General features: G+C 46.9%; 16 protein-coding genes. 11 read left to right on the plus strand and 5 right to left on the minus strand.

Features of this window, described 5'->3' with window-relative positions:
• Positions 1-86 precede the first annotated feature (86 nt).
• The 9 genes from AACV12_RS08195 (at position 87) to gloA (ending at position 8,087) form a co-directional block, all read left to right on the plus strand.
• Entirely contained in the window at positions 87-794 is a 708-nt protein-coding gene (locus tag AACV12_RS08195; RefSeq protein WP_094147108.1) for a 4'-phosphopantetheinyl transferase family protein, read from the plus strand.
• A 157-nt stretch (positions 795-951) separates the two neighbouring features.
• Positions 952-1,533: an electron transport complex subunit RsxA gene (gene rsxA / locus AACV12_RS08200; RefSeq protein WP_010318463.1), complete on the plus strand. Its 582-nt coding sequence runs from the start codon at positions 952-954 to the stop codon at positions 1,531-1,533.
• A gap of 1 nt (position 1,534) precedes the next feature.
• Entirely contained in the window at positions 1,535-2,122 is a 588-nt protein-coding gene (gene rsxB / locus AACV12_RS08205; protein WP_013857280.1) for an electron transport complex subunit RsxB, read from the plus strand.
• Positions 2,123-2,130: 8 nt separating this feature from the next.
• Positions 2,131-4,461 (plus strand): electron transport complex subunit RsxC, encoded by a 2,331-nt coding sequence (gene rsxC, locus AACV12_RS08210; RefSeq protein WP_170900159.1) that lies wholly within the window; start codon positions 2,131-2,133, stop codon positions 4,459-4,461.
• Positions 4,461-5,507, plus strand: coding sequence for an electron transport complex subunit RsxD (gene rsxD, locus AACV12_RS08215; protein ID WP_013857282.1), 1,047 nt, complete (start codon positions 4,461-4,463; stop codon positions 5,505-5,507). Before rsxC ends, rsxD begins: the two co-directional genes overlap by 1 nt.
• A gap of 8 nt (positions 5,508-5,515) precedes the next feature.
• Positions 5,516-6,154: an electron transport complex subunit RsxG gene (rsxG, locus tag AACV12_RS08220; RefSeq protein ID WP_013857283.1), complete on the plus strand. Its 639-nt coding sequence runs from the start codon at positions 5,516-5,518 to the stop codon at positions 6,152-6,154.
• On the plus strand, positions 6,147-6,839 hold the full coding sequence (locus tag AACV12_RS08225; protein WP_010318468.1) for an electron transport complex subunit E: 693 nt from the start codon (positions 6,147-6,149) through the stop codon (positions 6,837-6,839). Before rsxG ends, AACV12_RS08225 begins: the two co-directional genes overlap by 8 nt.
• A 27-nt stretch (positions 6,840-6,866) precedes the next feature.
• Positions 6,867-7,502, plus strand: a complete 636-nt coding sequence (gene nth, locus AACV12_RS08230) for an endonuclease III (RefSeq protein WP_170900160.1) — start codon at positions 6,867-6,869, stop codon at positions 7,500-7,502.
• 168 nt (positions 7,503-7,670) lie between these two features.
• Positions 7,671-8,087, plus strand: coding sequence for a lactoylglutathione lyase (gloA, locus tag AACV12_RS08235; RefSeq protein ID WP_013857285.1), 417 nt, complete (start codon positions 7,671-7,673; stop codon positions 8,085-8,087).
• Between the two features lie 107 nt (positions 8,088-8,194).
• Here gloA and motY read toward each other — a convergent pair whose 3' ends face one another.
• Positions 8,195-9,076, minus strand: a complete 882-nt coding sequence (motY, locus tag AACV12_RS08240) for a flagellar protein MotY (RefSeq protein ID WP_013857286.1) — start codon at positions 9,074-9,076, stop codon at positions 8,195-8,197.
• A gap of 202 nt (positions 9,077-9,278) precedes the next feature.
• Here motY and rnt point away from each other — a divergent pair, with 202 nt between their 5' ends.
• Together rnt and AACV12_RS08250 are read left to right on the plus strand one after the other, a co-directional pair.
• The gene (gene rnt, locus AACV12_RS08245; protein ID WP_010318472.1) at positions 9,279-9,938 is read left to right on the plus strand and encodes a ribonuclease T; all 660 of its coding nucleotides are present in this window, start codon (positions 9,279-9,281) and stop codon (positions 9,936-9,938) included.
• 21 nt (positions 9,939-9,959) lie between these two features.
• Positions 9,960-11,285: a Na+/H+ antiporter family protein gene (locus AACV12_RS08250; RefSeq protein WP_010318473.1), complete on the plus strand. Its 1,326-nt coding sequence runs from the start codon at positions 9,960-9,962 to the stop codon at positions 11,283-11,285.
• An 82-nt stretch (positions 11,286-11,367) separates the two neighbouring features.
• Here AACV12_RS08250 and purF read toward each other — a convergent pair whose 3' ends face one another.
• From purF to folC, 4 genes are all read right to left on the minus strand, one after another.
• Positions 11,368-12,882, minus strand: a complete 1,515-nt coding sequence (gene purF / locus AACV12_RS08255) for an amidophosphoribosyltransferase (RefSeq protein WP_013857289.1) — start codon at positions 12,880-12,882, stop codon at positions 11,368-11,370.
• A 33-nt stretch (positions 12,883-12,915) separates the two neighbouring features.
• Positions 12,916-13,407, minus strand: coding sequence for a CvpA family protein (locus AACV12_RS08260; RefSeq protein ID WP_013857290.1), 492 nt, complete (start codon positions 13,405-13,407; stop codon positions 12,916-12,918).
• Between the two features lie 61 nt (positions 13,408-13,468).
• Positions 13,469-14,014 (minus strand): SPOR domain-containing protein, encoded by a 546-nt coding sequence (locus AACV12_RS08265; protein WP_013857291.1) that lies wholly within the window; start codon positions 14,012-14,014, stop codon positions 13,469-13,471.
• Positions 14,015-15,280 carry a bifunctional tetrahydrofolate synthase/dihydrofolate synthase gene (folC, locus tag AACV12_RS08270; RefSeq protein ID WP_017048029.1) on the minus strand — a complete coding sequence of 422 codons (1,266 nt, stop codon included), beginning with the start codon at positions 15,278-15,280 and terminating at the stop codon, positions 14,015-14,017.
• Positions 15,281-15,282 lie beyond the last annotated feature (2 nt).

Below are 15,282 nucleotides of genomic sequence, written 5' to 3' on the forward strand. Positions count from 1 at the left end.
GAGTGATTTTTCACTCAATCTGAGATAAACGTCACCACGCAGGCGACGCATCGAACAAGTTCACTCACTCGATAGGTAAAATAGGCATGCTCATCATTCCAAACTGGCCATCTTTCATCCAATACCACCAGCTTGAAGTGAAGTATCTGCCTGAATACAAAAATAAACTTGAAGAGCAAGGGATCTCCCTGCCCTCTTCTTTAAACCAAGCCGTGCTAAAACGCCATTGTGAATTTTTAGCTGGCAGGATGTGTGCAAAACACTGCCTAACCAAACTGGATCAATCACAGTCGCTAACGTTAGAGATTGGCAAGGGGAACCAAGCGGTTTGGCCGCAAAATATCGTAGGCTCAATATCCCATTGCCATGGCTACGCTATCGCAGCCGCCACTCACCAGACTAAAGCGTGTGCCGCTCTTGGTATTGATATTGAACAACTCATACGAGATGAATGGCTCAGTGATATTCGCCAGCAAGTCATGACACCCGCAGAGCACATTTTTGCTCATCACTTTGCCCAATTAGCAAGCTTTATTACGTTGATTTTTTCCGCGAAAGAATCGATTTATAAAGCCATTTATCCATGGGTTGAACAGGTTCTTGATTTTCACGTGGTAGAACTGATCCATGTTGATAAACACGCCAAACGACTCATTTTTCAGATTCACACTGATCTTCATCCTTTTTTAAATCCATCATACACAATCAGCGTTGGTTACCACTGGCCTGACAGTGAGTATGTACTGACTTGGTGTTATTTAAGTCAAGCCCATTTTTCGACACATAAAAAATAGCCGGCTGACACTGCTTTATAACGCTCCATATCAACCTAATACTGGCGTAGCAGCGTACAAAATTCCGTCAAAGGTATAAAACCTTATCTTTCCTTGGTTGTTATTCGCTTGGCAAAGCACGATAATCACCAGATCGGAACTTAAGACTTATATAACTATGACCGAATATTTTTTGTTATTAATCGGCACTGTACTGGTCAATAACTTTGTACTGGTAAAGTTTCTAGGGCTATGTCCTTTCATGGGCGTATCAAAAAAACTAGAAACCGCAATAGGGATGGGGTTAGCGACGACTTTCGTGCTAACTCTAGCGTCAGTGTGTGCGTATTTAGTAGAAAGCTATGTTCTTAAACCATTAGGTATTGAGTACTTACGCACCATGAGCTTTATTTTAGTGATCGCCGTGGTGGTGCAGTTCACCGAAATGGTGGTACACAAAACTAGCCCAACGTTATATCGCCTGCTCGGGATTTTCCTTCCTCTTATCACCACCAACTGTGCGGTACTTGGGGTTGCGCTTCTCAACATCAACGAAAATCATAACTTCATTCAATCCATTATTTATGGTTTTGGGGCCGCGGTTGGGTTCTCATTGGTATTGATTCTGTTTGCTTCCATGCGCGAACGCATCGGCGTAGCCGACGTACCAACGCCCTTCAAAGGGGCATCAATTGCTATGATAACCGCAGGTCTTATGTCACTCGCCTTCATGGGTTTTACAGGATTGGTGAAGTTGTAATATGAGCACAATACTCATCGCTATTCTTGCACTTGTCGCATTGGCCGCTGTGTTTGGCGCTATCTTAGGTTTTGCCTCTATCCGTTTTAAAGTAGAAGCCGATCCTATCGTCGATCAGATTGATGCGATTTTACCGCAGACACAATGCGGTCAATGTGGCTATCCGGGCTGTCGCCCTTATGCACAAGCCATTGCCAATGGCGATAAAATCAATAAATGCCCGCCCGGCGGCCAAGCAACCATTGAAAAATTGGCTGACTTAATGGGCGTTGAAGCCGAAGAGTCTGCGCATGATCTTGATAATAAGGTCAAAACCGTTGCCTTCATTCATGAAGATATGTGCATCGGTTGTACAAAATGCATTCAAGCTTGTCCCGTAGATGCCATTGTTGGTGGAACTAAGGCTCTGCATACCGTGATCAAGTCAGAATGTACTGGCTGTGATCTATGTGTTGCCCCCTGCCCAACGGACTGTATTGAAATGATCCCGGTAGAAACTACGACCGATACTTGGAAGTGGCAAATGAACGCGATTCCTGTTGTTGATGTTACCGACTCTGCCTCACGTGCGCAGAAAAGCGTGAATTAAGGATTGGTATGTTGTCATTAATAGAACAAATCAAAGCTGGCACTCTCTGGAACTTCCCGGGAGGCATTCACCCGCCAGAAAATAAACAGCAGTCAAATCAAACGACACTGACTCATGCCAGTATACCGCAAGAAATTGTATTGCCACTCAAACAGCATATTGGCCGAGCCGGTGATTTACTGGTCAGCGTTGGCGATAAAGTACTCAAAGGCCAACCACTAACACAATACACCTCAACCTTCATGTTGCCTGTACACGCTTCAACCTCTGGCACCATTACCGCCATTGAACCGCGCACCACGGCGCACCCTTCTGGGTTAAGTGAAATGTGTATTGTCATCACGCCTGATCAACAAGATGAGTGGGCAGTGCGCGCACCACTGGCTGATTATCGACAACACTCCCCAGAGCAATTGATTGAAATCATTCGTCAAGCTGGCATCTCTGGGTTGGGCGGCGCCGGTTTTCCTACTGCAAAAAAAATGCAATCAGGCCTCGCTCGCACTGATATTTTGATCATCAACGCCGCCGAATGTGAACCTTACATCACGGCCGATGATGTACTCATGCAGCACCATGCCGCAGAGATCATCGATGGGATCAGTATTGTAGAGCACATTCTTAAGCCCAAATTAACCATCATCGGTATTGAAGATAACAAACCTGAAGCAATTCAAGCGTTAGAAGCCGCCGCAACACATAAAGACATCGTGATCCGCGTGATCCCAACCAAATACCCTTCAGGTGGTGAAAAGCAGTTAATTAAATTGCTGACCAACCAAGAAGTGCCTGCGGGTAAAATTCCAGCCGATATTGGCTTGATGGTACAAAATGTTGGCTCTATCTACGCGATTAAACGCGCCGTCATGGATGGCGAACCCCTGATTAACCGCGTAGTCACCTTAACGGGCAATACGTTTAAACAGCCCCGGAATGTCTGGGTTTTATTAGGCACACCCGTACAATATTTACTCGAACAATTTGGCTATAAGGCAGATAAAAAATTACCGCGTCTTATCATGGGCGGCCCGATGATGGGGTTCACCCTGCCTCATTCGCAAGTTCCGATCACCAAAACCACCAACTGCATTCTGGCACCCACTCGTAAAGAGATTGCCTCTTCACAACATGAAATGGCCTGCATTCGCTGTGGTCAGTGCGCGGAAGCCTGCCCGGCCTCCTTATTGCCTCAGCAACTGTTCTGGCACGCGAAAGCGGAAGAATATGATAAGTGTGAAGAACTGAACCTCAAAGATTGCATTGAGTGCGGGGCTTGTGCTTATGTTTGCCCCAGTGAAATTCCATTGGTGCAATACTATCGTCAAGCCAAGGCCGAGATAAAAACTCGCCAGCAAGAATCAGAAGCCGCGGAACGCGCCAGAGTGCGTTTCGAAGAGAAAAAAGCACGTTTAGAACGCGATAAAGCCGATCGCGAGAATCGTTTCAAAAAAGCAGCCGATGAACGTCGTCAAGAGATGAAACACACAGGCGGCGACGATGCGATTGCAGCGGCCATTGCTCGCGTTCAAGCGCAAAAAGCACAAACAGAAAACAACCCAAGCACCGTAAAACCCGCCGTTGCTGCGGCTATTGCTCGCGCTAAAGCCAAGCAAGCCGAAGCACTGCAAGCAGGTCAAGTCGAGCCAGATAACGCTGAAATGGTTAAATTGCGCGAAGAGCGCAAACGTCAAGCTCGCGAGAAAAAAGCGCAGCAAACCAGTGCTGATGCGCCACCAGCAGAAAGTGGTGATGATAAAAAAGCGGCAGTCGCGGCTGCCATTGCTCGCGCAAAAGCACGCAAGGCAGAGCAGCAAACGGCGCCGAGTGAACCTCAGCCAACGCTTGAACCTGCACCTACTCAACCTGAGGATGCCAAAAAAGCGGCAGTCGCTGCCGCCATTGCCCGCGCAAAAGCACGCAAGGCAGAGCAGCAAACGGCGCCGAGTGAACCTCAGCCAACGCTTGAACCTGCGCCTACTCAACCTGAGGATGCCAAAAAAGCGGCAGTCGCTGCCGCCATTGCCCGCGCGAAAGCACGCAAGGCAGAGCAGCAAACGGCGCCGAGTGAGCCTCAGCCAACGCTTGAACCTGCACCTACTCAACCTGAGGATGCCAAAAAAGCGGCAGTCGCTGCCGCCATTGCTCGCGCAAAAGCGCGCAAGGCAGAGCAGCAAACGGCGCCAAGTGAACCTCAGCCAACGCTTGAACCTGCGCCTACTCAATCTGAGGATGCCAAAAAAGCGGCAGTCGCTGCCGCCATTGCCCGCGCGAAAGCACGCAAAGCCGAGCAGCAAACAGCACAAGCGAAAAACAATCATAATTCTGAGGAGAATAATTAGTGGCCTTTTTTATTGCCAGCTCCCCCCATGCACACAGCAAACGCAGCACATCAGAGCTGATGAAGTGGGTCGCCTTGTGCGCCTTACCGGGGCTTATCGCGCAGAGCTACTTCTTTGGTTGGGGTACTCTCATTCAACTAATGCTCGCTATCATCATCGCTTTGGCTTTTGAATCTGCCGTTATGCTACTGCGTAAGCGCTCACCACTGTTGGCAATCAAAGATTACAGCGCCGTGGTCACCGCTTGGCTTCTGGCCATTGCCATTCCTCCGATGTCCCCTTGGTGGGTTATCTTTATTGGCCTTATTTTTGCCATCATTATTGCAAAACACTTATACGGCGGACTAGGACAAAACCCATTCAACCCCGCCATGATTGCTTATGTGGTTTTGCTTATCTCTTTCCCTGTGCAGATGACCAGTTGGATTGCTCCAACGGAATTAGCCCCGGATCCAATCTCGTTTAGTGATGCATTTTCACTTATTTTCAGTGGCTTCAACGTAGAAGGTTTATCACTACAACAAATCCGAACGGGTATCGATGGTGTCACTATGGCCACCCCATTGGACGCCGTAAAAACCGGATTACATAACGGTGAGACTCTGCATGAAGCGATGAGCCAGCCTCAATTTAGTGGGTTAGCTGGGCTTGGCTGGGAATGGGTTAACCTTGCCTATTTAGCTGGCGGCTTATTATTGATCAAACTACGTGTGATCAACTGGCATATCCCGATTGCGGTGCTGTGTGGTTTAGTAATGGCAAGTGCTTTCACTGCGCTTATTGAACCGGGAGCAACCGCCTCACCCTTGTTTCATTTGCTCTCGGGCGCGACTATGCTCGGCGCTTTTTTCATCGCAACCGATCCAGTCACCGCTTCCACAACCGTCAAAGGTCGCTTAATTTACGGCGCATTTATTGGCATGATGATTTTCATTATCCGCAGTTGGGGAGGCTTCCCTGACGGGGTAGCCTTCGCTGTATTACTTGCCAACATGTGTGTCCCACTGATTGATTACTACACTAAACCTCGAACCTACGGGCATTAAGGAGCGCTATGTTAACCGCCATTCGCAATAACGGTTTGATTCTCGCTATCTTTGCCTGTGCTTCAACAGGTGTTGTAGCGTTGACCCAATACCTAACAAAAGATCAAATAACCAAGCAAGAGCAGATTCAACTGCAATCGATTTTAAACCAAGTGATCCCGCACAGTTTGCACGACAACGAACTGTACAAATCCTGTACACTGGTGACTGATCCTGCACTTGGTACAGACCAACCTATGCACGCTTATATTGCCACACAAAACGGTGAACCGAGTGGACTGGCTATTGAAGCCATCGCACCTGATGGCTATAACGGCGCGATCAAGGTAATTATTGGCATCAAGCACGATGGCACCATCACAGGGACTCGCGTTCTGTCTCATCAAGAAACACCGGGGTTAGGTGACAAAATAGATTTACGCGTCACTGATTGGATATTGAGCTTTACTGGCAAGCAAGTCACTGAGCAAAATATCGAGACTTGGAAAGTGCGCAAAGATGGGGGACAATTTGATCAGTTTACTGGAGCGACGATTACGCCGCGAGCCGTCGTCAAAGCGGTGAAAAATACCGCTCAGTTTGTGAATCAACATCGAGAAGCACTATTAGCACAACCTTTTGACTGTAAAGGAGCCAGCAATGAGTGATCATAAGACACTGATTAAAAACGGGATGTGGAGCAACAACCCTGCGCTCGTTCAACAACTTGGACTGTGCCCTTTACTAGCGGTTTCTTCCACTGTCACGAATGCGCTAGGTTTAGGCGTTGCGACATTGCTGGTTCTCGTCTGTTCAAATGTCACCATCTCATTAGTACGAGATTATGTCCCCAAAGAAGTCCGTATTCCTGTGTTTGTGATGATCATCGCCGCACTAGTAACTTGCGTACAACTGTTAATGAATGCCTATGCTTACGGCCTGTATCTATCGCTAGGGATCTTCATTCCTCTGATTGTGACCAACTGTATCATCATCGGTCGCGCCGAAGCATTTGCCTCAAAAAATGCAGTGTTGCCTTCAGCACAAGATGGATTTTGGATGGGCATGGGAATGACCACTATTCTGGTCATTTTGGGCGCACTGCGTGAAGTAATTGGCAATGGTACACTGTTTGATGGTGCTGATTTATTACTGGGTCATTGGGCAACCATTTTACGCATTGAGGTCTTCCATTTTGACAACAGCTTCTTGCTTGCGCTCTTGCCGCCTGGAGCGTTTATTGGGGTTGGCTTTTTGATTGCAGCTAAAAATATCATCGATAAAAATCTGGCTGCTCGCCAACCTAAAGAACAAAAGCCCGTCATAGAACGAGCACGCGTCACTAACGCTTAGCGAAATCATAAGGAAGTTTTCCAAACGATGAATAATGTCAAACGAGTCGAGATCCTCGAACGTTTACGGGCCAATAACCCGAAGCCAGAAACCGAGCTTAAATGGAGCACACCGTTTGAGTTACTGATCTCAGTACTGCTTTCCGCTCAAGCGACTGACGTCAGCGTTAATAAGGCCACTGACAAACTTTACCCTATTGCTAATACGCCACAAGCCATCTTTGAGCTTGGCGTTGATGGGCTAAAGCAATACATCAAAACCATTGGTTTATTCAATACCAAAGCAGAAAACGTCATCAAAACTTGCCGTATCTTATTGGATCAATACGCAGGAGAAGTGCCTGAGAGCCGTGAAGCATTAGAATCGCTGCCCGGCGTTGGCAGAAAAACGGCCAATGTGGTATTGAACACCGCTTTCGGGTGGCCAACCATCGCCGTTGACACGCATATTTTCCGTGTTTCAAATAGAACCAAGTTTGCGGTGGGTAAAAACGTTGATGAAGTGGAACAAAAGCTGCTCAAAGTCGTCCCTAAAGAATTCAAAGTTGATGTTCATCACTGGTTGATCTTACATGGTCGCTACACCTGTGTCGCAAGAAAGCCGCGTTGTGGCAGTTGTATCATTGAAGATCTTTGCGAATTCTCTGATAAAACTGACCTATAAAATTTAACCAGATCCCCAAAAGACTCAACTCTGCAAGTAGGCAGTAAGTAAACAAATTCCTTTGAACATAGATAAACTCTGTGATTGGAGTGGGTGAACGTAAGCCAACATCATCGCCACAGTGGTCGGGTGGAGATAGATATTTCATCAGAAAGTTAGGAGCTCAACATGTCAAATAGTCGTATTTTGCACACCATGCTACGCGTAGGCGATTTAGAAAAATCGATCGCGTTTTACACCAAGGTCATGGGTATGCAACTGCTTCGTACTAATGAAAATACAGAATACAAATACACATTGGCATTTCTGGGTTATGGCGATGAATCTCAGGGTGCGGTGATCGAACTGACCTATAACTGGGGCACCACAAGCTATGACCTAGGCAATGCTTTTGGCCACATCGCCATTGGTGTTGAAGATGTGTATACCACCTGTGACGCGATTAAAGCGGCTGGAGGTAATGTGACCCGTGAAGCTGGCCCAGTAAAAGGTGGCACCACGCATATCGCTTTTGTGAAAGATCCTGATGGTTACATGATTGAACTTATCCAAAACAAACAAGCATCAGCAGGTTTAGAAGGATAAGTCTCTTTGCGGCATCGGCTAGTTATATAAACTAGATGCGTAAGGTTTCCCGGATAACATCACAAAAAGCAGCCTTTGAAATGGGCTGCTTTTTTACTCTAACGTTATTAGATAATTGTTCGACCCAGTGAAATAACCACGCGACGGTTTTTATCTTTGCCAATGGGTGATGCGTTGTCGGCAATCGGCCTACGTTTACCATAGCCTTGCACTTGAATGCGATCCTCAGGTAACCCCAGTGATTTAAAGTAGTCTCTTAATACCTCAGCCCTACGCTCAGAAAGATCCTGACTCACTCCTCGACTATCAACAGAGTCGGTATAGGTAGAAACCAACACCAAATCAATATCTTGGTTATAGCGAATATAGTCAGCAATTTGCGCAAGCCGTTTTTGCGAAGCTTTATTGAGTTGTACATTATCGCGGTCGTAATGCAGAATCGTAAATGAGATATCTTCAAAACTGTACGTCAGCAAATTGCTCACACAATCGCTAAACACGTTGTACTTCTCTTGAAAAAGAACCGACGAGAGAGCAACTTCAATGCGCTGATCTCGGCTTTGCCAATCTTGGTAGCTAAAGGTTGGATAGCGTCCTTTTTCCAATTCACTGAGTAGGCTCCAAGCGGTTTGACCACCGATGTAACCATCGAACTGTTTGAAGAATTGCAAATTGGTAATACGGTCTGCACTCTCACCCGGACGCCAACTCGGTGGTAATGACACTAAACTTACATTGCGAGTTTCGCCCATTGGACGACGCATTTTGAGTTCGAAATCGAGGTTAATCTTCTTATTCGCACGTGAAGAGAATTCAGCGTCACCGTAATTGGGGATCGGATGGACCAAACGGCACTCTAAAGGGGTATTCGTCACCATCTGCCACGTAGACTGCTGTGGTGTTGCCACATAACGCTTATCCATCGCCATAGGGGCAAAGGATGTCAGTATGCTGGTCATCACAATAGTGGCAGTAACCCATTTATTCATAACGATTTTATTCTCCGAGCGATACTACAACGATGGCGGAAAATTGCCGCTTCGCTTTCTATTGACTAAGTTAATGCAAAAATCTAGCCACATCACCGCACTATCCAACGCATAGTGAAACCTGCATTTATTAACGTGTTTGGTTTTTATCGTAGAAAGAATCTGTAATAATGCCAGCCCTGTCACACAACCAAGAGCTAGCATGACTGAAGTAAATGAAGCATTGACACTGAAAAAGCGTTTCCGCGGTTATTTTCCTGTCGTCATCGACGTCGAAACAGCCGGTTTCAATGCAAAGACCGATGCACTATTAGAAATCTGCGCGATTACGTTGCGTATGGATGAACAAGGTGATCTGCACCCAGCATCGACGATTCACTTTCATGTTGAGCCTTTTGAAGGTGCCAACCTTGAAAAAGAGGCGCTTGAGTTTAATGGCATTCGTGACCCATTTAGCCCATTACGCGGTGCTGTCAGCGAAGCCGAAGCACTCAGAGAAATTTATAAGCTAGTCCGAAAAGAGCAACGCGACAATGACTGTAGCCGCGCGATCATGGTGGCGCACAATGCTACCTTTGACTTGAATTTCGTGATGGCAGCCAGTGAACGCTGCAAGCTAAAACGAGTCCCTTTCCACCCTTTTGCGACTTTTGATACCGCTGCGCTAAGTGGTTTAGCCTATGGGCAAACCGTTTTGGCCAAAGCGTGCAAATCCGCTGGGATGGAATTTGACAATAGAGAAGCGCATTCAGCGCTATACGATACGCAAAAAACGGCCGAACTTTTTTGCGGTATCGTCAACAAATGGAAGGCCCTTGGCGGATGGCCACTTGTTGAACCTTCAGAAAACAATAACAAGTAAACACAACTAACCGAGAAATATATGAATCCTGTAGTAATTTCTGTATGCATCATGCTGCTTCTTGCGCTGATGCGGGTCAATGTCGTCGTCGCACTGACATTTAGTGCGATCGTCGGTGGTTTAGTTGCAGGGATGAGTTTAAATGACGCTGTTTCTGCATTTGAAAGTGGCTTAGGCGGTGGTGCAACCATCGCACTAAGTTATGCGATGCTAGGCACCTTTGCCGTCGCGATTTCTAAATCTGGTATTACTGACTTACTGGCGCAAAACGTGATTAAGCGTATCCATGGCAAAGAGCATGGCGCGGCCACCACAGGTTTGAAGTATGCAGTTCTGGTCGCGCTGGTTCTAGTTACCATGTCATCGCAAAATATCATTCCTGTCCATATCGCCTTTATTCCGATTTTAATTCCACCGCTATTGGGCGTCTTTGCCAAGCTGAAGCTGGACCGTCGCCTAATTGCTTGCGTACTCACTTTTGGCCTTATCACGCCCTATATGGTCTTGCCTGTCGGCTTTGGTGGGATTTTCCTCAATAACATCTTGCTCAAGAATTTACGCGATAATGGCCTTGAAAACGTGACGGCAAGCCAAGTGCCGATAGCCATGCTGCTACCAGCCGCTGGGATGATTTTTGGCTTACTGGTCGCCATTTTCTTTACCTATCGTAAACCTCGCCAGTATCAAGAGACGGAACATACTGTCATTAATACCGAACCAAAAGCGATCAACAAAAAGCATATTTTGATTGCCGCGCTCGGTATTATCACGGCACTTGCCGTACAACTGTCCACAGGTTCAATGATCATCGGCGCACTGGCTGGTTTTATGGTCTTCACTTTTGGTGGTGTGATTGCGTGGAAAGAGACGCACGATGTATTCACCAAAGGTGTACATATGATGGCCATGATTGGCTTTATTATGATTTCAGCGGCCGGATTTGCCGCCGTGATGAAAGCCACCGGTGGCGTTGAGTCTCTGGTAGAAGCCTTATCAGTAAGCATCGGCGACAATAAAGCTTTATCCGCTTTATTAATGCTGATCGTCGGTTTGTTGGTCACCATGGGCATTGGTTCATCCTTCTCAACGATTCCAATCATCGCAACCATTTACGTGCCCCTTGCCCTCGCCTTTGGCTTTTCGCCTATGGCGACCATTGCGCTAGTGGGTACCGCTGCTGCGTTGGGCGATGCTGGCTCTCCAGCGTCAGATTCCACCTTGGGGCCAACGTCAGGCCTAAATGCGGATGGCCAGCACGAACATATTTGGGAAACGGTGGTTCCAACCTTCATCCATTATAATATTCCACTGATTGTGTTTGGCTGGATTGCGGCAATGATCCTTTAGTCAAACCCTGTTAACGAGCACAAAAAAGGCTTCCTAGATGGAAGCCTTTTTCTTTGCAGCCTATTTCGGGAGATGCGCTCGATTACGCGCCTTCGTTATGAATCTCTAGGTTGGCGAGATCTTGCTGGATTTCTCGAACCGTTTTTGCATCGTCGCTGCGCATCGATTCAAGAAAATCAAGATACTGCTGATCAATATCGCCCGTGACATATTCGCCGTTAAATACCGACGCTTCAAATTTTGCAATATCGCGGTTACCCATACCGACGGCATCCACTAAATCTTCCAGATTTTGGAAAATCAGAGCATCGGCACCAATTCGCTGCGCAATTTCATCGGCATCTCGACCATGAGCAATCAACTCGTTAGCACTTGGCATATCAATGCCATAGACGTTAGGGAAACGGATCTCAGGCGCGGCTGACACCATGTACACCTTATTTGCACCAGAATCACGAGCCATCTCAATAATTTGCTCTGACGTAGTTCCACGCACTATCGAGTCATCCACTAGCAACACGTTTTTGCCCTTAAATTCAGAACGAATCGCATTGAGTTTACGTCGCACTGACTTTTTACGCTGTTGCTGGCCCGGCATAATAAATGTGCGGCCAACGTAGCGGTTTTTAACAAAACCTTGGCGATATGGAATATCAATCGCTTGTGCAATTTGCAATGCGATATCACACGAAGTCTCAGGAATGGGGATCACGACATCAATATCTAAGTCAGCAAATTCGTTCTTGATGCGCTCACCCAGCTTTTTACCCATTTCTACGCGCGCGCTGTAAACTGAAATTTTGTCGATAAACGAATCTGGGCGGGCGAAGTAGACAAATTCAAAAATGCATGGGTTAAGTGTTGGATTATCGGCACATTGTTTAGTAAATAGCTGGCCATCAAAGGTCGCATACACCGCTTCCCCGGGGGCAAGGTCACGCACAAAATCAAAGCCGACAGCATCTAGCGCCACCGACTCCGAAGCGGCCATGTATTCGGTACGGCCATCGACTTCACGTTTACCTAAGCAGATAGGACGAATACCATGCGGGTCACGAAACGCGATCATCCCATGCCCAATGATCATCGCGACAACAGCATAAGCACCGCGAATGGTGCGATGTACATTAGCGACAGCACGAAACACATCTTCTGCGGTTACATTGCCTCTGACTGTATCAATTTCATGCGCCAAGACGTTAAGCAGCACTTCGGAATCTGAAGTGGTATTGATATGGCGACGATCTTTTTCAAACAACTTCTGGCGTACTTCGTTGGCATTGGTGAGGTTGCCGTTATGAGCAAGCGTGATACCGAACGGGGAGTTAACGTAGAAAGGTTGAGCTTCTGAGGCACTCGAACTACCCGCAGTAGGATAACGCACATGTCCAATACCCACCGTTCCTTGAAGACGCTGCATGTGTTTTGCTTCAAAGACATCTTTCACTAAACCGTTCGCCTTACGCAGACGGAAACGATTGCTTTCTATGGTACAAATACCAGCGGCATCTTGGCCACGATGCTGCAATACCGTTAACGCGTCATAAATTGACTGGTTTACCAGCGTTGTACCCACGATTCCAACAATACCACACATGTCCTGATCCTCGATTTGCGACAGTAACTGGCGCTAAATCGCGCCAGAGAGAAAACTTGATGTTGCTTGTAAGTGTTCAAAGAACGGCGCAATGATACGGCTAAATTCCGGTACCAATTGCGAGCTCTTCCACCACTCTGAATTTGGAAATGCGGTAAACGCATCCATAAAAAACAAGGCAGCTGAAACAATCAACACACCACGCAATGCTCCAAAAACAATGCCCAGTACCCGATCAGTTCCAGATAGGCCCGTTTTTTGTACCAATTGAGCAATCACATAATTAATGATCGCTCCGACAATGAGTGTTGCAACAAACAGTGCTGCGATGGCCGCGCCATTACGAAACATGTCATCTTTGATATTTGAAAAATACACCGCAAGTTTTGCGTAGTATTGGCTGGCAATAAAAAATGCACCGAACCATATCACTAATGACAACGCTTCTTTAGCAAAGCCACGGACTAAACTGATCAATGCCGATAGGCCGATCACACTTAAAATGACAATATCTAACCAATTCATGAGTTCTACATCTTAAGTTGGCGCGCATTTTAACAGAAAAAAACGCGACGCAAACGTTTTCTTATGGGTTTAGTGGTTTAAATTTGAGCAATTGACCTTTTGCACCGGTAATTTTTTCCAGTTCTAAGAGTTGACGCTCAAGCTTGGTTTTGGAAACATCTGGACCAATAATGATCCGAGTGAAGCCATTTTCTTGCTTAGTATGAGCTTGATAACCCCGTTTTTGCAGATCTTTAACCACGGTTTTTGCGTTTTCGGCATTCTTTAATGCCATCAACTGAATGAGCCAAGCACTATCTTGGTAATCATTTCTTTCCGCCGTTTCTTTCACTTTCACAGTGAGTGGCTTGCTCTGCGTTGCTGCGTCGCTCTGGTTAGTTTGTGCGATCACTTCCACAGGCGAATCGGGCAACGCGACTTGATCTTCAACGGGGTCGAGAATTTCAAACTTCTCTACGTCGCTGTCTAATTCGGGCTTAATTGGGATGCTGGCGATATCTTCTTTGTAGTGGGTCTTTTTGCCATCCAATACATCAGGTAACACTATCACCCCTATCGCCACCAATATAATTGTTCCTACCAAGCGGCTCTGAAACTTACTTGCCATTTATACTCCTTTGTTCTGCCAGTGCTCTAATACTTCACCCACAGTATGAAACGACCCAACCACGATAATGACATCATTGCTATCGGCTTGTGTCATCGCGGCTTCAAAAGCGCTGACTGGGCTAGCAAACGGTTTAACGCCAGGCTCAAGGTACTGACACAGTTCATTCGCTTGCGCGGCTCTAGGGCCACTTAATGAAGCAGGATACCAAACGTTAGCGATTGATTTCAGTTGATGAAGCGTGGCCTTCACATCTTTATCATGCAGCATGCCAATCACCACATGGACCTTTTTGTGTGCGTAACGCTGTTTGAGCTGCGCCACCAAATATTCGGCCGAATGGGGATTATGTGCAACATCAAGAATGATTTCTGGGCTATCACTGATTTTTTGCATCCGCCCAGCAAGTGTTGCGTTGCTAAGCCCATTGACGATATTGACATCACTCACAGCTAAACCGGAGCAGCCGAGTGCCATTAATGCCGTAGCCGCATTAGGCAAGGGCAAGCGAGGGAGCGGTAAATCAGATAACTCAAATGGACCACTTCGCCAATTCCACGTTGTTTCAGAGGCAAGTTCATAGGAAAACTGAATACCAACTTGGTACATCTCCGCACCAATATCATCGGCATGCGCTGCAACCGTTGGTGGTGGCTTAGGCTGGCCGCAAATGGCGGGTTTACCTGCGCGATAAATCCCCGCTTTCTCATAGCCAATAACATTGATGTCATCGCCGAGCCAATCCACGTGATCAATCGCCAAGCTGGTGATCACAGAAACATCGTGATCCACGATATTGGTCGCATCAAGTCGGCCACCTAGCCCAACTTCCAATAAAATGACATCCACCGCTTGCGTTTGAAATAAACGCAGCGCCGCCAATGTACCGAACTCAAATAGGCTTAAACTGATCTCACCCCGTTGCGCTTCAACAAAAGCGAAGGCTTGCGTATGCTGTTCATCGCTGAGCTCAAGCGCATTAATACGCACGCGTTCGTTATAACGGATAAGATGAGGTGAGCTATAAACGCCCACGCGATAACCTGCATCCAATAAAATGGCTTCCATTAATGCACAGGTCGAGCCTTTGCCATTCGTTCCAGCCACGGTAATTACGGTAGGTGCAGGTTTAATAAGATTCGCTTTTTGAGCCACAGCTTGAACACGATCCAAGCCAAGGTCGATAGCGGAGGTATGAATATTCGCTAAATAATCAAGCCACATCGCAAGAGAGGATGTGGCTTGTGGGATAAGGTTTTGAGTCATCT

The sequence above is a fragment of the Vibrio sp. 2-2(8) genome (assembly GCF_963888495.1).
Classification (GTDB): Bacteria; Pseudomonadota; Gammaproteobacteria; order Enterobacterales; family Vibrionaceae; genus Vibrio; species Vibrio anguillarum.